This is a genomic window from Candidatus Nitrosotenuis chungbukensis, assembly GCF_000685395.1.
Lineage (GTDB): Archaea > Thermoproteota > Nitrososphaeria > Nitrososphaerales > Nitrosopumilaceae > Nitrosotenuis > Nitrosotenuis chungbukensis.
In genome coordinates this window covers 64,722-79,926 of sequence record NZ_AVSQ01000017.1, presented here as the reverse complement: position 1 = coordinate 79,926, position 15,205 = coordinate 64,722, and the positions used below count along the sequence as shown (strand labels likewise).

General features: G+C 42.3%; 20 protein-coding genes. 13 read left to right on the top strand and 7 right to left on the bottom strand.

What is annotated here, in order from left to right; genetic code table 11:
• Positions 1-6 precede the first annotated feature (6 nt).
• The gene (locus tag NKMY2_RS07170) at positions 7-480 is read left to right on the top strand and encodes a hypothetical protein (protein WP_157832487.1); all 474 of its coding nucleotides are present in this window, start codon (positions 7-9) and stop codon (positions 478-480) included.
• On the opposite strand, the gene NKMY2_RS07165 is transcribed toward NKMY2_RS07170, so the two are convergent.
• Genes NKMY2_RS07165 through NKMY2_RS07155 form a run of 3 tightly spaced genes read right to left on the bottom strand, consistent with a single transcriptional unit; the run spans position 473 to position 2,463 of the window.
• The gene (locus NKMY2_RS07165; protein WP_042686528.1) at positions 473-1,498 is read right to left on the bottom strand and encodes a formate--phosphoribosylaminoimidazolecarboxamide ligase; all 1,026 of its coding nucleotides are present in this window, start codon (positions 1,496-1,498) and stop codon (positions 473-475) included. The genes NKMY2_RS07170 and NKMY2_RS07165 overlap by 8 nt on opposite strands.
• Before the next feature lie 27 nt (positions 1,499-1,525).
• Positions 1,526-1,744, bottom strand: a complete 219-nt coding sequence (locus NKMY2_RS07160; RefSeq protein ID WP_042686526.1) for a hypothetical protein — start codon at positions 1,742-1,744, stop codon at positions 1,526-1,528.
• Between the two features lie 32 nt (positions 1,745-1,776).
• The gene (locus NKMY2_RS07155; protein WP_042686523.1) at positions 1,777-2,463 is read right to left on the bottom strand and encodes a winged helix-turn-helix domain-containing protein; all 687 of its coding nucleotides are present in this window, start codon (positions 2,461-2,463) and stop codon (positions 1,777-1,779) included.
• Positions 2,464-2,554: 91 nt separating this feature from the next.
• Here NKMY2_RS07155 and NKMY2_RS07150 point away from each other — a divergent pair, with 91 nt between their 5' ends.
• From NKMY2_RS07150 to NKMY2_RS07140, 3 genes are all read left to right on the top strand, one after another.
• On the top strand, positions 2,555-3,337 hold the full coding sequence (locus NKMY2_RS07150) for an SIMPL domain-containing protein (RefSeq protein ID WP_042686520.1): 783 nt from the start codon (positions 2,555-2,557) through the stop codon (positions 3,335-3,337).
• A 122-nt stretch (positions 3,338-3,459) separates the two neighbouring features.
• The gene (locus NKMY2_RS07145) at positions 3,460-4,146 is read left to right on the top strand and encodes a UbiA family prenyltransferase (protein ID WP_042686518.1); all 687 of its coding nucleotides are present in this window, start codon (positions 3,460-3,462) and stop codon (positions 4,144-4,146) included.
• Between the two features lie 79 nt (positions 4,147-4,225).
• A complete protein-coding gene (locus tag NKMY2_RS07140) occupies positions 4,226-4,606 on the top strand; it encodes a hypothetical protein (RefSeq protein WP_052347590.1) in 381 nt (126 codons plus the stop codon).
• Here NKMY2_RS07140 and NKMY2_RS07135 read toward each other — a convergent pair.
• Positions 4,574-5,254 carry a class I SAM-dependent methyltransferase gene (locus tag NKMY2_RS07135; RefSeq protein WP_042686514.1) on the bottom strand — a complete coding sequence of 227 codons (681 nt, stop codon included), beginning with the start codon at positions 5,252-5,254 and terminating at the stop codon, positions 4,574-4,576. The genes NKMY2_RS07140 and NKMY2_RS07135 overlap by 33 nt on opposite strands.
• 177 nt (positions 5,255-5,431) lie before the next feature.
• Between NKMY2_RS07135 and NKMY2_RS10315 the strand changes: the two genes are divergently transcribed.
• Entirely contained in the window at positions 5,432-6,709 is a 1,278-nt protein-coding gene (locus NKMY2_RS10315) for a sensor histidine kinase (protein WP_052347589.1), read from the top strand.
• Between the two features lie 184 nt (positions 6,710-6,893).
• Here NKMY2_RS10315 and NKMY2_RS10535 read toward each other — a convergent pair whose 3' ends face one another.
• A complete protein-coding gene (locus NKMY2_RS10535; RefSeq protein ID WP_076613412.1) occupies positions 6,894-7,106 on the bottom strand; it encodes a C2H2-type zinc finger protein in 213 nt (70 codons plus the stop codon).
• 23 nt (positions 7,107-7,129) lie between these two features.
• The gene (locus NKMY2_RS07120; RefSeq protein ID WP_052347588.1) at positions 7,130-7,549 is read right to left on the bottom strand and encodes a toprim domain-containing protein; all 420 of its coding nucleotides are present in this window, start codon (positions 7,547-7,549) and stop codon (positions 7,130-7,132) included.
• Between the two features lie 133 nt (positions 7,550-7,682).
• Here NKMY2_RS07120 and NKMY2_RS07115 point away from each other — a divergent pair, with 133 nt between their 5' ends.
• Positions 7,683-8,483: a hypothetical protein gene (locus NKMY2_RS07115; RefSeq protein ID WP_157832486.1), complete on the top strand. Its 801-nt coding sequence runs from the start codon at positions 7,683-7,685 to the stop codon at positions 8,481-8,483.
• Here the strand turns inward: NKMY2_RS07115 and NKMY2_RS07110 are convergent.
• Positions 8,477-8,704 (bottom strand): hypothetical protein, encoded by a 228-nt coding sequence (locus NKMY2_RS07110; protein ID WP_042686508.1) that lies wholly within the window; start codon positions 8,702-8,704, stop codon positions 8,477-8,479. The two genes, NKMY2_RS07115 and NKMY2_RS07110, sit on opposite strands and share 7 nt — an antisense overlap.
• A 66-nt stretch (positions 8,705-8,770) precedes the next feature.
• Here NKMY2_RS07110 and NKMY2_RS07105 point away from each other — a divergent pair, with 66 nt between their 5' ends.
• The 7 genes from NKMY2_RS07105 to NKMY2_RS07075 all read left to right on the top strand — a co-directional run bounded on the left by NKMY2_RS07105 (position 8,771) and on the right by NKMY2_RS07075 (position 15,202).
• Entirely contained in the window at positions 8,771-9,031 is a 261-nt protein-coding gene (locus NKMY2_RS07105; RefSeq protein ID WP_042686505.1) for a hypothetical protein, read from the top strand.
• Positions 9,018-10,382: an NAD(P)/FAD-dependent oxidoreductase gene (locus NKMY2_RS07100; protein WP_076613406.1), complete on the top strand. Its 1,365-nt coding sequence runs from the start codon at positions 9,018-9,020 to the stop codon at positions 10,380-10,382. The genes NKMY2_RS07105 and NKMY2_RS07100 overlap by 14 nt, the downstream gene beginning before the upstream one ends.
• A 116-nt stretch (positions 10,383-10,498) precedes the next feature.
• Positions 10,499-11,809, top strand: a complete 1,311-nt coding sequence (gene aspS, locus NKMY2_RS07095; RefSeq protein WP_042686698.1) for an aspartate--tRNA(Asn) ligase — start codon at positions 10,499-10,501, stop codon at positions 11,807-11,809.
• Entirely contained in the window at positions 11,810-12,085 is a 276-nt protein-coding gene (locus tag NKMY2_RS07090; RefSeq protein WP_238549799.1) for an Asp-tRNA(Asn)/Glu-tRNA(Gln) amidotransferase subunit GatC, read from the top strand. It begins immediately after the preceding gene.
• Position 12,086: 1 nt separating this feature from the next.
• Positions 12,087-13,535: an Asp-tRNA(Asn)/Glu-tRNA(Gln) amidotransferase subunit GatA gene (gatA, locus tag NKMY2_RS07085; protein ID WP_042686503.1), complete on the top strand. Its 1,449-nt coding sequence runs from the start codon at positions 12,087-12,089 to the stop codon at positions 13,533-13,535.
• On the top strand, positions 13,532-14,932 hold the full coding sequence (gene gatB, locus NKMY2_RS07080) for an Asp-tRNA(Asn)/Glu-tRNA(Gln) amidotransferase subunit GatB (RefSeq protein WP_042686501.1): 1,401 nt from the start codon (positions 13,532-13,534) through the stop codon (positions 14,930-14,932). The genes gatA and gatB overlap by 4 nt, the downstream gene beginning before the upstream one ends.
• Complete coding sequence (locus tag NKMY2_RS07075; RefSeq protein ID WP_042686499.1) at positions 14,933-15,202, top strand: hypothetical protein; 270 nt, start codon at positions 14,933-14,935, stop codon at positions 15,200-15,202. It abuts the gene before it with no gap.
• Positions 15,203-15,205: the final 3 nt, after the last annotated feature.

Sequence of the window (15,205 nt, the reverse complement as noted above, 5' to 3'; positions counted from 1 at the left end):
AAGGTGTTGAAAAATTATCTTTTTGCTATCAGCACGATTGTGATTTTGTCGATGGTTCCGCTCTCCTTTTCAGAGTCTGGAAGTTATGATCTTGAGATAGATGAAGGAACGTTCAATCTGGCTTACAGTTTTGATGGGGAGGTAATTTCTATGGATATCGATAAGGAACTGCCCTCTCTTTTGATTGGAACCGCAAATGTGGACGAATCAACGTTTGAACTATCGTTTCCATCAGAATTAATCGGTGCAGAAAACGACGAATTCATCATACTGCTCGACGGCGCTGAAACTGTTTATTCCATTGCACATACTGAAGACACGACAGAGATATCATTTGTAATTCCTATCGCAACTGAAGAAATTGAAATCATCGGAACGAGTGTAATTCCAGAATTCCCGCTCGGAGTGTTGGCAATAATGGGAATTGTTTCTACCATGGCAATAATGTTCTCTAGAACAAAACTGATGCGCTTTAGGTAGTAATTTTATCCAGTTTCTTTTGTTTTGTTGCTGTTTTTACTTCCCTAGCTATTCTTCTGCCCATGCTCATTGGGACGTCATACAGTAATGTGGAATATGGCGAGCCATCCATGTAGATGTTCGTTCCAGCAACGATACGTGCTGAAAACTCAAATGTCCAAAATTTGCCATCCTGATCATACACGCCCTCTATGCAAAACGGGCCGTTCATCCCAGGTTTGACTAGTCTCTTTGATGCTTTGACGAATCTCTCACCCATACCATATACTGCGTCAAGCAATGATTCTCGCAGCACCATCGGGCTGTTCCCTATGACATTAAACGAGGAAATGTAATCCATTCCCATTTGTTGCTGGGATGGAATTCTTGCCAGCCCTTCAATATCAGATTCGTGCCTTTTGTCAACTCCGAAGAACTCTAGCTCGTCTTTTAGTGGAGAGTAGAAGAATTGTAGATATGCCAAAACCCCCATCACATATTCCTGCAGGTACAGGTCCTTATCGCCTTTGATCAGTCCCGTCTTGATCAGGTAGTTTCTTTTTTTGATATAGTCTTTTTCGCTAGACGTAAGAAAGTAGCCTTTGCCGCCAGCCGCACCATGTCTTTTGGCGATTGTCAGTCGTTTGATGTTTTTTGGATTTGGGATTGATTTTGGGACGTCAAGATTTGCCTCAAGCATCAGTTTTTCTTTTAGATTTCTGTCAGACTCCCACCTTAGAATCCATTTGTTGCCAAATATCGGAGCCTTGATTGACTCAATCTGTTCTGTGCTCATCTGGGCAATCAGCGTGCCATGTGGAATCAAAACAGTATCGTTTTTTTCCAGAATTTTCGAGTATTTTGAATCAAGAATGTCTAAAAACGAGTCCACCAGAACTAACTTGTCGATAAACCCAAATCTTCGGTACAGGCTCTCGCGCTTTTTTTCACAGACAAGAAGCGTTTTGAGGCCCTCGTCTTTTGCCCCCTTTAGAACCTGTAGTGCACAATGGGAGCCAAGCGTTGCAATAGTAGTCATCTTTTAATTTTTGTTAAATTGCTGGCTTTATGAAAGTTCAGTTTTCGTATTGGAGACATATGCAAAAATTTCGTCAATTAGATCCATCGAGATCTCTTTTTTGAGAGGTTCCGGGGTGGATTTTAGAATAAAGTCAATCATTGACATGTTTTTTGGCAGCATGTCGGGATTTTTCGTGTATACCGAATACACTGAAATTGCGTTTGATACTGCAACTATTGCCTTTTCCCTGTTTGTGAGAGCCATGATTTCATGAGGTATCAGTGTAGTTTTTAGTGTTATTTTTTGCGTGCACGAATTATTCGCTCTATGATGAGCCCTACGACAACCACGCTCAGGGTCACAATTATGGACAGGTAGATGTCAGTGGTTGGCTCGCCAGTTGTAGCTTGGTACATTTGAATTCCTGTTTCTTGTGCAGCTTGCGATGCTTCAGGCGCCTGTAATGTTTTCTGTGCCATTTCCGGGGCAGCCTTCATCATCGAGTCAGCACTTGGTGATGATTCGTATACTGCCGTCTGTTGGTGTTGTATGAACTGGGATGAAAACCACGTTGCAAGTGCGGCCCCACCAATTGTCGCAAATCTGTAAATTCGATTAAAAGAATTATGCAGCGACTTGCTTGATTTTGCCTTTTCTGACAGTCCGGATGGTAAAATTACGATTGCAAACTTGTCAACGGTGTAATACTTCATGTTGTGTGATTTCGTATTTTTTCCAGTGGATGATACAGAAACAACACCTGCATCTTGCATTTTCTTTAGATGATACATCACCAATGGCAACGATGTTTCAGTTTTTTGCGCAATTTGGTTTGCAGTCATGTGTTCATTGAACAATAACTGCAGAATTGTTCTGCTAGAATCGGAGCTGAGAAGCTCGCCTACTGCCTTTATTCTTTGATCATCAGTTGAGAGAATTTCGATTTTATCATTAATTCCAACCGGATCTTCTGAATCACCCATAAAACAAGGCTATTTGGATGCTTCTTTAATAGATTTTCTATTAAATTCTATTTTAATCAAAGGTTATAGCACAAAATGCCGATACCATACCATGAACAAAACATTGACAATCGCAGCGGCGACAGGAATCGTTCTTGTTATGGCCTTTGCTCTTGGTGCAATCCCATCGGGAAGCCTAGCAGAAGCACAGACAGAGCCGACCCCATACCCATCACGAGAAAAGACAATCTCAGTGAGCGGAACCGCAACTGCAACGATAAAACCGGATTTGGTGAATGTTCAGTTCGGAGTAGAAGTTCAAAAACCGACTGCCAAAGAAGCACTCGATGCAAACTCTGAAATGATGAATGGAGTAGTAGCAGCAATCAAGGGAGTAGGTATAACCGAATCTGAGATAAGCACTGCCCAGTTTAGCATCTACCCAGTGTATGAGTCATACCAAGAAAAAGAGACGGGGATTTGGAAGCAAAAGCTTACCGGATACAGCGTCTCTAACATAATCAAGGTAAAAACAGCAAAACTTGATTTGGTATCGAGCATCATAGACGCAGCAGTAGATCAAGGCGTCAACAGAGTAGACACAGTGTACTTTTCATTGTCTCCTGACAAACAAAAGAAACTAAGTGATGACTTGTTGTCAAAGGCAATCGAAAACGCAAGAGAGCGAGCAGACAAGGCATTAGTTCCACTAGACTACCAAATAATTGGCGTAAAATCAGTTATTTTGGATAGTTTTTCAACTCCACCACCAATGCCGTACTATTACGCAAAGGCAGAAAGTGCCATGGATTCCAGGGCACCAACACCAGTGTTTTCATCCGACCAGGACGTCAGCACATCAGCAAGCGTAATCTTTTTGATTGGAAGCAAATAACCTTCCAATCTTTTCTTTATTTTTTGGCAATATCTTAGATGAATCCATACGGCACAAAATGAACACCTGCAGTGTTTGTACACCCAATCCACAATATAAGTAAGAAAGTGCATAAAGGAACTATGCAAAAAGACAGAACGTCAGAATGGTTTGTCCCAAAGTTTGGCTCAAAGAGTTTTAGAATAAGCGTTGGAATCTTGTTTTTGCCATACACTGGAATGGTGGTGTCCTTTGCCGCATGGGGCTCGTTTACCACTGATTTTTCCACAGACAGGCTTGTGGCAATCTGCGTCTTGTATTTTCTTGCACTTGGAGTAACAGCACACTGCCTTGATTCCATAGGGAGTAAGACCAAGCCGTGGGGATTTTTATCTAAAAGAAAACTGGTGGCGATATCGCTGCTCTCATTGGGAGGAGCATTTGCAATAGGACTGCATTACGCATTTTTGGATTCGCCGCTATTGATCCCAATTGGAATTTTAGAGTCATTTTTTCTTTTTGCGTATAACTTGGAATTATTCAAAGGACGATTCCACAATAACTTGACGTTTGTTGTATCCTGGGGCATACTGCCAGTGTTTGCAGGCTCGGCAATTCAATCAAATTCAATATCATTTGAAACAGTCATGATGGCAGGAATAGCTGGCGCGCTGAGCTACTTGCTGATAATTACTTCAAGAAGATACAAGGAGCTAAAGCGTAAGTCTTCAGATCATTCAAAGGTACGTAGAAAAGAAATCACATTGCAACTCACAAGCATCGGCGTTATTGTTATTACGGTATGCTATCTAATAGTAAGACATCTTTAATTGATTGATCAGAGTATAATATCATACGAACACTCTAGAGATCTTAGCAGAAACAATTTTGAATACTCCTATTGGTCACATGGAGCAAACAGTAGCAGACATTCTAAAAAGAAATGTCGGTTTTAACGTAATTGAGCAAACTCCAATAGGTAAAACCGAGTACCTAAGAAAAATAATCATTTCAGCAGATCAATTTCCCATAGTTTCTGCCACGGTGCGATTTGACTCAAAGGCAATCCCGCGACACATACTAGCAGAACTCTTGAGGAAAAAAGAAGGAATCGGCACCATATTGCAAAAACACCACGTCGTGGCACATCGGCGCGCTATCGTAATTACAATAAGCACTGATGGGAAAAAAATCACAAGAGATTATGAAATAGTACAAGATAGTTCGGTCTGGTTTCAAGTTTCAGAGGAAATACGGCTAGATCTTCTTTATGCCTGTCAGAATGGCTGAACTGTTCCAAGTCAATGACTGCAAGTGGGTTTCCAAACCGTGTTCTTTCATGACCTGTTCATAATCATCTAGCCATTTTGTAGTCCGTATCAGTTTTGGAAGATCTGCAAACACTTTCTTCCATGATGGAAGAAAATAACCAACCACACTCAATATGACAAAATAAGTATTCCACAAGGACTTGACGATGCTGCTTTTTGGATATGTAAAATCATGCAAAATTATCTTTCCATTAGGTTTTAGGTGATTCAGGCACACTGGAATGAGACTTTTAGGGTCACAATATTTTGGAATGTACGATGATACAATGCAGTCAAACTTTTGTGAAAGATCTAGTTTTTCTGCATCTTGTTTTAGAAAAGAAACACTCTGATACGGATTTTTCTTTTTTGCCACGTTCAGATAACTTTCTGTAATGTCTATGCCAGTTATTTTGGAATTCGGAAACTGTTTTGCCATCTGAAATGTAAGTATGCCTGTCCCGCAAGCAAGGTCAAGTATTGTTTCGCAGTTAGGAATTTGTTTGAGAATCTCCCTTTTCCAGTATCTGTCTTTTCCAAAGGTTGTCCAATTTACCACAGAATCATAGGTTTGTGCAGTATTGTCAAAAAATGCTGGAACCAAATCCTTTGGCGAATCTGCTTTCAATACAGAGTTTGGTATTTTGGTTTAGATAAATACGATCGTGGCGTGTTCCAGAGTGATTAAAAATAAGATTAGAATCCACACGTTTCGTCAAAAGACAACTCGCACATATTCAGATGAGAAGCAATACGTATTCATAATAATGCTGAGATTTCTACGGTAGGGGAGTAGTACTTTCAGATGTCGAAAAAACCAGTTAACGCCTCAAGAAAAATCAGCATAATCATTGCAATTCAAATTGTAATAATACTGTCAAGTTTCCTTTCTTTGCAGACATTAGAATCTGAAAAAATATTTCTAGGAAACGCCGTGAACGTAGCTGGGAAGGACAGGTTTCTTACAGTAAATGTTCTTGTCAAGCTACAAAACTATAACATCGATGGAGAATCACAGGAGAACCTGATTTTGGCTCTCAAAGACTATGAAAACAACTTGATGTTTCTCAAAAACGGAGGGAGCGAATCGGGATTAAAAATAGATCCGCTAGACGCAAAGTTTTATCCTCAATGGGAGGCAATTTACGATTCATTTGCAAAATACGATGAGAAGATAATGGAGTTCATCGGATCAGAGTTTGATATAGATACAACAAAGTCCAAGCTGCTTGAAATTAATCAAATTGCAGAAAAACTGGTAGAGCAAAACGATGCTCTGACTTTGGAGCTAGGGCTGGAAGCAGAGAAAATGTCCACAAATCTGATTCTTCTCCAAATCACACTTGCCATCGTAAACATCGGAATTCATCTTTTCATGATGTGGTTGGTCCTTAGAATTTTGAAAGAAGACACGGAGCGATTAACGAAAATGGAGAGAATGTACACGATTGGCGAAATGACCGCACGTCTTGCACATGATCTGAGGAATCCATTAGGGGTGATTAAGATGGCGTCAGAGATACTCGTGTCAAGATCAGGCAACGTTGATGAAAAAACAAAAGAGCGCTACAAAATGATCGAGATGTCTGCGCAAAGAATGAATCGCCAGATAGAGGACATGATGGATTTTGTTAGAACAAAAGAGCCACAGCTCAGAGAAAACTCGGTAAGAGAAATAATCACATCAGCTGCCAAAACGACAGAAATTCCAGCAAATATTCAACTCACCATACCGGAAAATGACGTAACCTTGAGATGTGATCAAAAACAATTAGTGGTGTTGTTGAGCAATCTCATTTCAAACGCAGTTCAGGCGATTGGGGAAAAAAACGGTGCAATATTCATCAGATGGGATAGTGATTTACATGATGTCATAATCGAAGTTGAGGACTCTGGTCCTGGAATCAAAGACGACATAATGCCCAAAATATTTGATCCGTTATTTACAACAAAGCCTCATGGAACCGGGCTTGGACTGGTGAGCTGTAAAAACATTGTAGATGCACACAAAGGAAAAATCACAATACAGAACAACCCGACAAAATTCATCATTAGAATCCCCAAAATCATAGATCAAGCCTAATCTGTCAAACACGCTCATATGATGAATTTTAAGAAGATTGTAAAGTTCAGGAGGCAAACAAGTTCACATGATGCTGCGATTTTACTCTCAGCAAGAGATCGTCCTGCTTGCCTGAGCACATATTACGTTTTTCCGATTAAAAAGGAATACGCATAATTTTTTACTAAATTGATAAAAGATTTTTTCAGTCCAAGCCGCGCTTTGACAGCTTTTTTTGGCGCTCTTCTTTTGCGTGATGCAGTCGGTCTTTTTCGTGGATGAATTCCTTGCCACATTCGGCACATTTTGGGATGACCTGATGGTGGTCGTGTCGCGCATGACGAATCAGTTCTTCATGAGTCTTGAATTTTTGCTTACACTTATCACACGTGTTGTCGTTACGGCCAAAGAACTTCAACTCGCTATTAATGGCAGTATTGCTTAAAAAGGATTTTTTGGTTCCCAATGGCCATGGTCGGCAGCGCCGTACAAAAACTGCCCGTATCGGTCCAGTTCTTCGATTGTGCGAACCTTGCCTTTTGTGATTTGAGCCAGTTTTTTCTTGTAGGACAGATCAATTCTTGTTCTATGCTCCAATTGCTCAATTACCCTTCTTGTCAGGTACTTGCCTTTTCTGTCAGAATCAAAGAGTAGGATCAGATTCTTATGATCCGATACCGAGTCTGCAAATTTTGTCAATCCCCCAAATCTGTGAAATTCCAAGACTTTTTCAGTGAACCCTAGTTTTTTGAGCGCTGCAGAGTCGCGCTTTCCTTCGACAATTACAGCGCTTTCTTTTTCAGAATTCAACGAATCTATGAACTCCCTAATTCCATAGATTTCGCTTTCTATAACCTGCATTGCTTACGTGCTAGTATGATCACAGTTGCTATTTAAAATTGAACATTGTACTAATGTTCACAAATTCAGAAATATTTTGTTCATAACATGCAGACTAGTCTTCTTATCCACAATAACAGTGATCCAGTACAAAATGACAAAAACGCAACGATTTTTTGATTGTTGTCTTGATATCGACAGGCTTACAACGAGGATCACCACATATTTGCAAGAGCATAGCTTTGAGGTGGCCATATCAAAGGACAAGGGAAACCCCCCATCATGGTGCTTTATTCAGGCAAGAAAGAACGGGATCTTGAGAACCACTACTGGAACCAGGAGAAGCATAAACATTTCAATAAACGGAACTCCCGATAATATCGAAATAGAAATAGGGACGGGTGAATGGGGAAAGAACCTCCTATCTTCAGCACCATTGTTTGTCATCCCGGTGATAGGAATAGCTGCAACACTAACGAAATTTTATACTGCAAAAAGATTCGAGAGCAACCTATGGAGATACATAAAAGAGCAGATAATCCACCTAAAGGACTCGTGCGCAATCAATTCTAAGGAATACTTTACAAAATCAGATTTCAGGAAATACCAATGTGACTATGTCGAAGGGTATCCCGGGTGGGATCTGCCAAACATTGGAGGAATGCTCGTACTTGAGCACAAGAAGAACGAAAAGCATCGAGTTGTTTTCACGTCTAGCGATTCAAGAGAGATCGTATTTTCTGCAGAAGGCATCATCAAGGCAAGCATCATATCGAGGCAAAAGGGCCTAAATGAGCACGATCTCATGATCGAGATTATCTACAAGGACAAGGACGGAAAAACAATTCAGCCAGTCTTTAACCTAAATGACGCAATAATTACGGGAGTCCTAGCCGGAATAAACGAACTTGTGGCAGAAGACGCATATCTAAAGAACCTCTACAAGTCTCACTGAAACTTTCTTCTAACCAGTTCGGATTCTGCCTTTTTGATCCTGGCAAAATGGGTGATATCGTCAGTTGCCTCACGTACCTCTTGCATATTGGCAATTGGGGTTAGTTCGTCTTCTTTTGATTGAACAAAATCGCAGTCCAGGTCGGACAAAATTTCAAGGCTGTCTGCAATAACTTTTTTGAATTCCTTTACAAATTCGCCCAAATCCGAATCTTCATCCATTAATTCAACTAACCAAGCAGTGCTAATTAATTTTTCAAGCGCGCAATAAAGAGAACCACGCATAAATTGCTGAATTCGTCCGTTTTTCCCAAACAGACTAGGCCTTTTGCCACGCCAAAACCCCCAATAATCACAATGCATTATGTAAGACATACCCCAAGCGGGCTTTTTTCATACTGGGTAATCCAAGTTAGAAACGTCCTTAGGATTTTTGGCGTATTGATCACAGAAAAAAGCAGGGTACTGTTTTATCACCAAAGAAAAAATCAAGAGTTTCGCAGCTACTTTGTAATTCAAAAAAGAGGGAGTGCGCTTGGAACCAGATAGCCAAAAAAGGATCCTGATTTTGGGCGGAGGGTTTGCAGGAATTTCAGTGCTGCAGCAGCTGCAAAAAATCTTCAAAAACAACAAAAGTGTGAAAATTCGTCTTGTAAACGAGGATAATTTTTTCCTGTTCACGCCAATGCTGCCTGAAATCGCATCTGGAATAATACACCCAAGCGACATTTCGATTCCGTTGCGAACGTTTTGTAAAAATGAAAAATTCTACCAGGCCAAGGTATCTGCAATCGACATGAAAAACAAGCTTGTCGCAATAACCCGCGCATTTGACGGCAAGGTAAAGGTTCTCGATTATGATTATCTGGTAATCGCACTTGGAAGCACGACAAACTATTTTGGAAACAAGAGAATTGAAAAGAACTCTTTTACGATGAAGACAATCCAAGACGCAATTGCCATAAAGAGCCACATGATCCACATGATGGAGATAGCAGACCAGGAAGACGACATGGCAGTTCAAGAAAGACTCATGACCCTAGTGGTAGTTGGCGGCGGATTTGCGGGGGTGGAGACAATTGGCGAGCTAAACGACTTTGTAAAAGAGTCTGCACGGCATTTTTACCGAAACATTCCTCAATGCAACATCAAGATGGTCCTAGTGTCTGCTGCAAAAGACGGAATATTGCCTGAGCTTGATCCAGACATTGCAAAAAAGGCCACAGAATCCCTGCAGAAAGCAGGAATTAGAATAATTTCAAACACAAAGGCAGTTGATGCCGGAGACAATTTTGTGTTCTTGGGTAACGGCGAGACAATCCCGTGCAGCACGATAATTTGGACTGCAGGCGTTACAATTGATTCTGTCGTGTCAGGCCTTGACTGTGAGCACACTGCAGGCAAGGTAGTAGTTGACAGCCACCTAAGAATTCCAAAATATGAAAATGTGTTTGTACTTGGAGACTGCGCTGCAATAACGGATACAAAAACAGGCAACCTCTATCCCCCAACAGCGCAACATGCGTTGCGAGAAAGCAAGATTGTGTCTCACAATCTAAAGTCGGCAATCACCGGAAAGAATCAGGATAAAGAATTCAACTACGAGAGCAAGGGGATGATGGCAGTGATTGGGAAAAGAAGCGGCATTGCATCTGTTTTTGGATGCAAGATATCTGGCACGGTGGCATGGGTGATTTGGAAGACATACTATCTTACAATGCTTCCAACGTTTGAGAAAAAATGCAGAGTCGCCCTGGACTGGACAGTCAACCTGTTCTTTAAGCGAGACATCACACTTGTCGGCAAAATAAAGAAAAAATCGCTAAACGAATTCAATATCACAACGCTTGACGACGTATTGTTCAAAGACGAAAGACAGGTATCAGAACAAAAGTCGTAATTTGTGAACCGTTCGTAAGCAGTCAAAAAATGCAGAGCGGATTGTGATGAGTCAGATCAATCAACTCAGATTTGACGAGCCAAATAAATACCTCAAAACTGAGCAAAATACATCACATGATAGGAACAGATCTTGAAAAATGGCGCAGGACTCATTATTCTAATCAGTTATCACCGGCATTGGCAGATACAGACGTCACCATAATGGGATGGGTTCTAAGTGTCAGGGGGCACGGCAACATTTCGTTTATGATGCTAAAGGACAAGGAGGGAGAGATCCAGGTTCTTGCAAAGGCTGGAAGCTGCCCTGATGAAATTCGCGAAAAAATATCGCACCTCAAGGCACACTCGTCAATTGGCATAATCGGTACGGTAAAGCCGTCAGAAAAGGCACCACGTGGAATAGAGATAATCCCAAAAGAGCTCAAGGTGTTCTCAGAGGTAGAAAAAATAGCGCCGTTTGAGCCATATGCAAAGACTGTCAAAAACATAGACACCAGGTTAGAGGTCAGGCCAATCGACCTTAAGCGAAAATCACTCCAGCACGTATTCAAGGCAAGAAGCCTTGTCCTAAAATCAATCAGGGATTATTTTTACGATAACGGATTTTTGGAAATCAATACGCCAAAAATGATTGCAACTGCAACGGAGGGAGGAGCTGCACTGTTTCCGATATTTTACTACAACAAGGAGGCGTTCTTGGCCCAGTCACCCCAGTTGTACAAAGAACAGCTGACAATGAGCTTTGAAAAGGTATTTGAAATTGCGCCGATATTTCGAGCAGAACCATCAAGGACAAACAGACACCTCTCTGAGGCAATCTCAATAGACATGGAAGAGGCATACATTGACTATACTGATGTGATGAAAAGAATCGAGCAGATGATAAAAATCGCAATCAAGACAGTTCAAGATTATGCAAAAGAAAATCCCGAGTCAGAGTTTGTGGTTCCGGAGATGCCAAGCGCCATCCCGCAGTACACATATTCAGAACTTGTTGAAAAAATGCAAAAGGCAGGAGCTAAAACAGAGTGGGGTGATGACCTGTACCCCTCAAACCTGAAAAAAATCGGACTGGGCGGATTTTACTTTATCAAGGATTGGCCGACAGGACCAAAACCATTCTATGTAAAAATCAGCAAGCAGGATCCAAAGGTTTCAGAGTCATTTGATCTGATGTTTGGCGACTTGGAGCTATCATCTGGTAGCACAAGGGTTGAAAAACGCTCAGAGCTAGAGGAGAGAATGAAAAACAAGGGACTAAAAACAGACGCCTTTGAGTACCATTTGAGAGCATTTGATTACGGGGTTCCCCCACACGCAGGATGCGGAATCGGCCTTGAGAGGCTGATAATGTCACTCACAGGCACTGAAAACATAAGAGACACTACATTTTATCCAAGAGACGTAGACAGGCTTACACCCTAGGTGATACATTTGGTAACCAAAGAAGACATAGAACACGTTGCAAAATTAATGAGAATAGAAATCGATAGTCCTGATGAATATTTTGAGCGAATCCAAAAGATAATGAATTATTTTGACATCCTAGACAAGGCAGACATCGAGTCGGAGGAAATCCCGGTTCAAGAGGTGACAATAAGCGAACTCCGAGAGGACAAGTTCATTCCGTTTGAATCAAAACTAATTACCAATCTCAAAAACTACAAGGGAACTTTTGTCAGAGCACCAAAGATGAACTAACTTGAGTCTTGCAATTTCCGCCCTAGAGTACATCAGCAGCGTAAAAAACGGAAGCATCACTGCAGAGGAGTTTGTCGCAAAAACACTTGACCAAATATCAAAACACGAGGATAGGGTACACGCGTTTATCTCAATTAACGAAAGAGCGCTTGATCAGGCAAGGGAGATAGATAAGAAAATAAAATCAAAGGAAAAAGTCGGCGCATTCTACGGTATGCCGATATCAATCAAGGACAACATATCAATCAAAGGCGGAAAGACAACATGCGCATCAAAGATGCTATCAGACTATGTTTCACCGTACGATGCAACCGTCGTATCAAAGCTAAAATCGCAAGACGCGATACTGATTGGAAAGGCAAACCTTGACGAGTTTGCAATGGGAGTCGCAACAGAATTTTCCGCATTCGGCCCAAGCAAAAACCCGTGGAACACAGACTATGTCCCGGGGGGATCGTCCGGAGGGAGCGCGGCATCAGTTTCAGCACTTGAATGTATGGCATCTCTTGGCTCAGACACCGGAGGCTCGGTTAGAAATCCGGCAAGTTTTTGCTCAGTTGTCGGGCTCAAGCCGACATACGGCCTAGTTTCCAGATATGGGCTGGTATCATATGCAAACAGCATAGAGCAGATAGGCCCGATTGCAAGAAAGGTCGAAGACGTGGCGTTTTTGCTAAATCACATCGCAGGAAAGGACCAAAACGACAACACCACAGTTGACAACCAAAGCCAGGACTATCTTGCAGGAATAGATTCAGGCATAGAGGGGAAAAAGATAGGCATCATAAAGGAAATGAGTCGTGGCGCAGGGCTTGACAAAAACGTAGAGTCGGCATTCTGGCGCGCAGTGGACTCGTTTGAAAAACTGGGGGCAAAAGTCGAGGAGATGTCACTAGACATGGTAGAGTACACGGTTGCGACATATTACGTTCTGACCACTGCAGAGGCAGGAAGCAACCTCTCAAGATATGACAACATACGATACGGATACCCGATGGATTTGGAGGGATACGAGTTCAAATCATACATATCAAAGGCAAGAAGAAACTTCGGGCCGGAGGTAACAAGAAGAATGATCATAGGAGGGTTTGTACCGTCAGCTGGGTTTGCAGGAAAGTATCTGCTAAAGGCACTCAAGGTAAAGAGCAAACTGAAAAGACAGGTCCTAGAGGCATTCAAAAAATTTGATTTTCTGATTTCCCCGACGGTTCCAATTTTGCCATTTAGGTTTGGAGAAAAAATTGACGACCCGCTGGCAATGTACATGGCAGACATCAACACCGTCACTGCAAACCTGACTGGAATTCCGGCAATATCAGTCCCGTTTGAGATCCACAACGGCCTGCCAATAGGAGTGCAGATTCACGCAAACTCGTTGCAGGAAAAACAGCTCTTGCAGGCAGCACATGCATTGCAGGGAACGACGAGTATTCCGGGAGCGCCGCTATGATAGGACTAGAGATTCACTGCCAGCTGACAAATCTTCAAAGCAAGCTGTTTTGCTCGTGCAAGGCAAACTATAGGGAGTTTGAGCCAAACACAAACATTTGCCCAGTCTGCATGGGGCTGCCAGGCTCCCTGCCAAGACTAAACCAAAAGGCAGTAGAAAAGGCAAGCATGATTGCAATGGCACTAAACTGCAAGACGCCGCAGAGGCTTGGGTTTTTTAGGAAAAATTACTTTTACCCGGACTTGCCGAAAAACTTTCAGATTACCCAGCTTAACATGTATGGTCCAACAAGCATCGGCGAGCAGGGCAAGGTGTCAATCGAGGGAAAAGAAATCAGAATACGAAGAATCCAGCTGGAAGAAGATCCCGGAAGGCTGATTTACGAGGGGGCGTCTGAGCGAACCCAGATCACGCTTGTCGATTACAATCGGGCAGGCACGCCGCTAGTCGAAATCGTGACAGAGCCTGACTTTGACAACCCAAGGCAGGTCAGAATATTTCTAAACATATTGTCGGATTTGCTTGAAAACCTCGGCGTTTCCGACCCGTCACTTGAGGGCGCAATGCGTGCAGATGCAAACGTATCCATCGAGGGGGGATTGCGAGTAGAGGTCAAAAACATCGGCTCGTTCCACGATTTGGAAAAATCAATCCACTTTGAGCTGACAAGGCAGCAGAGCCTTGCAGAAAGAGGGATAGCGATTGCACAAGAGACAAGGCATTGGGACGACAAGCGAAAAATCACCATCTCGTCAAGATCAAAAGAGGAGGACGAGGACTACAGGTACATCCTTGAGGGAGACATCCCATGGGTGATTATGGATTCAGAGTCGATTGAAAAATGGAAAAAGAACATGCCAGAAAGCATCAGCTCAAAAAAAGAGCGCTACATTACAAAGCATGCCATACCGGCACAGGTAGCAGACGTACTGTCATCAGACAAGTATTATTCTGACTTGTTTGAGCAGGCCCACACGGAATCAAACGCAAAAGAGGTTGCAAACATGATAACGACAGACCTGATGGGTTTGGTAGACACCCGGGAGAAAAGAGAGCAAAGCAGGCTTACGCCAAAGCACCTTGCGGATTTAATTGAGATAATAAACAGCGGCAAAATAACTCGCAGCTCTGCAAAAAACGCGCTGCAGGAAATAGTAAAGACAGGCAAGTCAGTATCGGAGATTGTTTCGCAGACAGGCCTTGCTAAAATATCAGACGAGAGAGAGCTTGTAAAAATAATATCTGACGTGATGGCCCAAGAGCCGACTGCAGTGCAGCAGGCAAGGGAAAACCCCCAGACAATCAACTATTTGGTAGGGAAGGTGATGCAAAAGACAAAGGGAACGGCAGATCCAACCCTGACACTAAAAATCCTCAAAGAAAGAATTTCATCATAAATGGACTCCAGACTAGAGCCAGACGAGGCAGAAATTGTCAAGATAATGTCAAACTTGCCTGAATTTTCATGGCTAAACGGGGCAGATCCTGCCAAAATCAGGCACGAAATCAACAATACGATATCTGATGTCCTAAGAGAGTATTATTTTGAAAACACCCGCATGACAGACACCGTGTGGACTGCCAAGTTCAGAGAGGCAAACATAACTGAGGACGACGGAAAAGCCGCGATCTCGTGTGCGAGGAGACTTGGAATTAACATATCATAATCA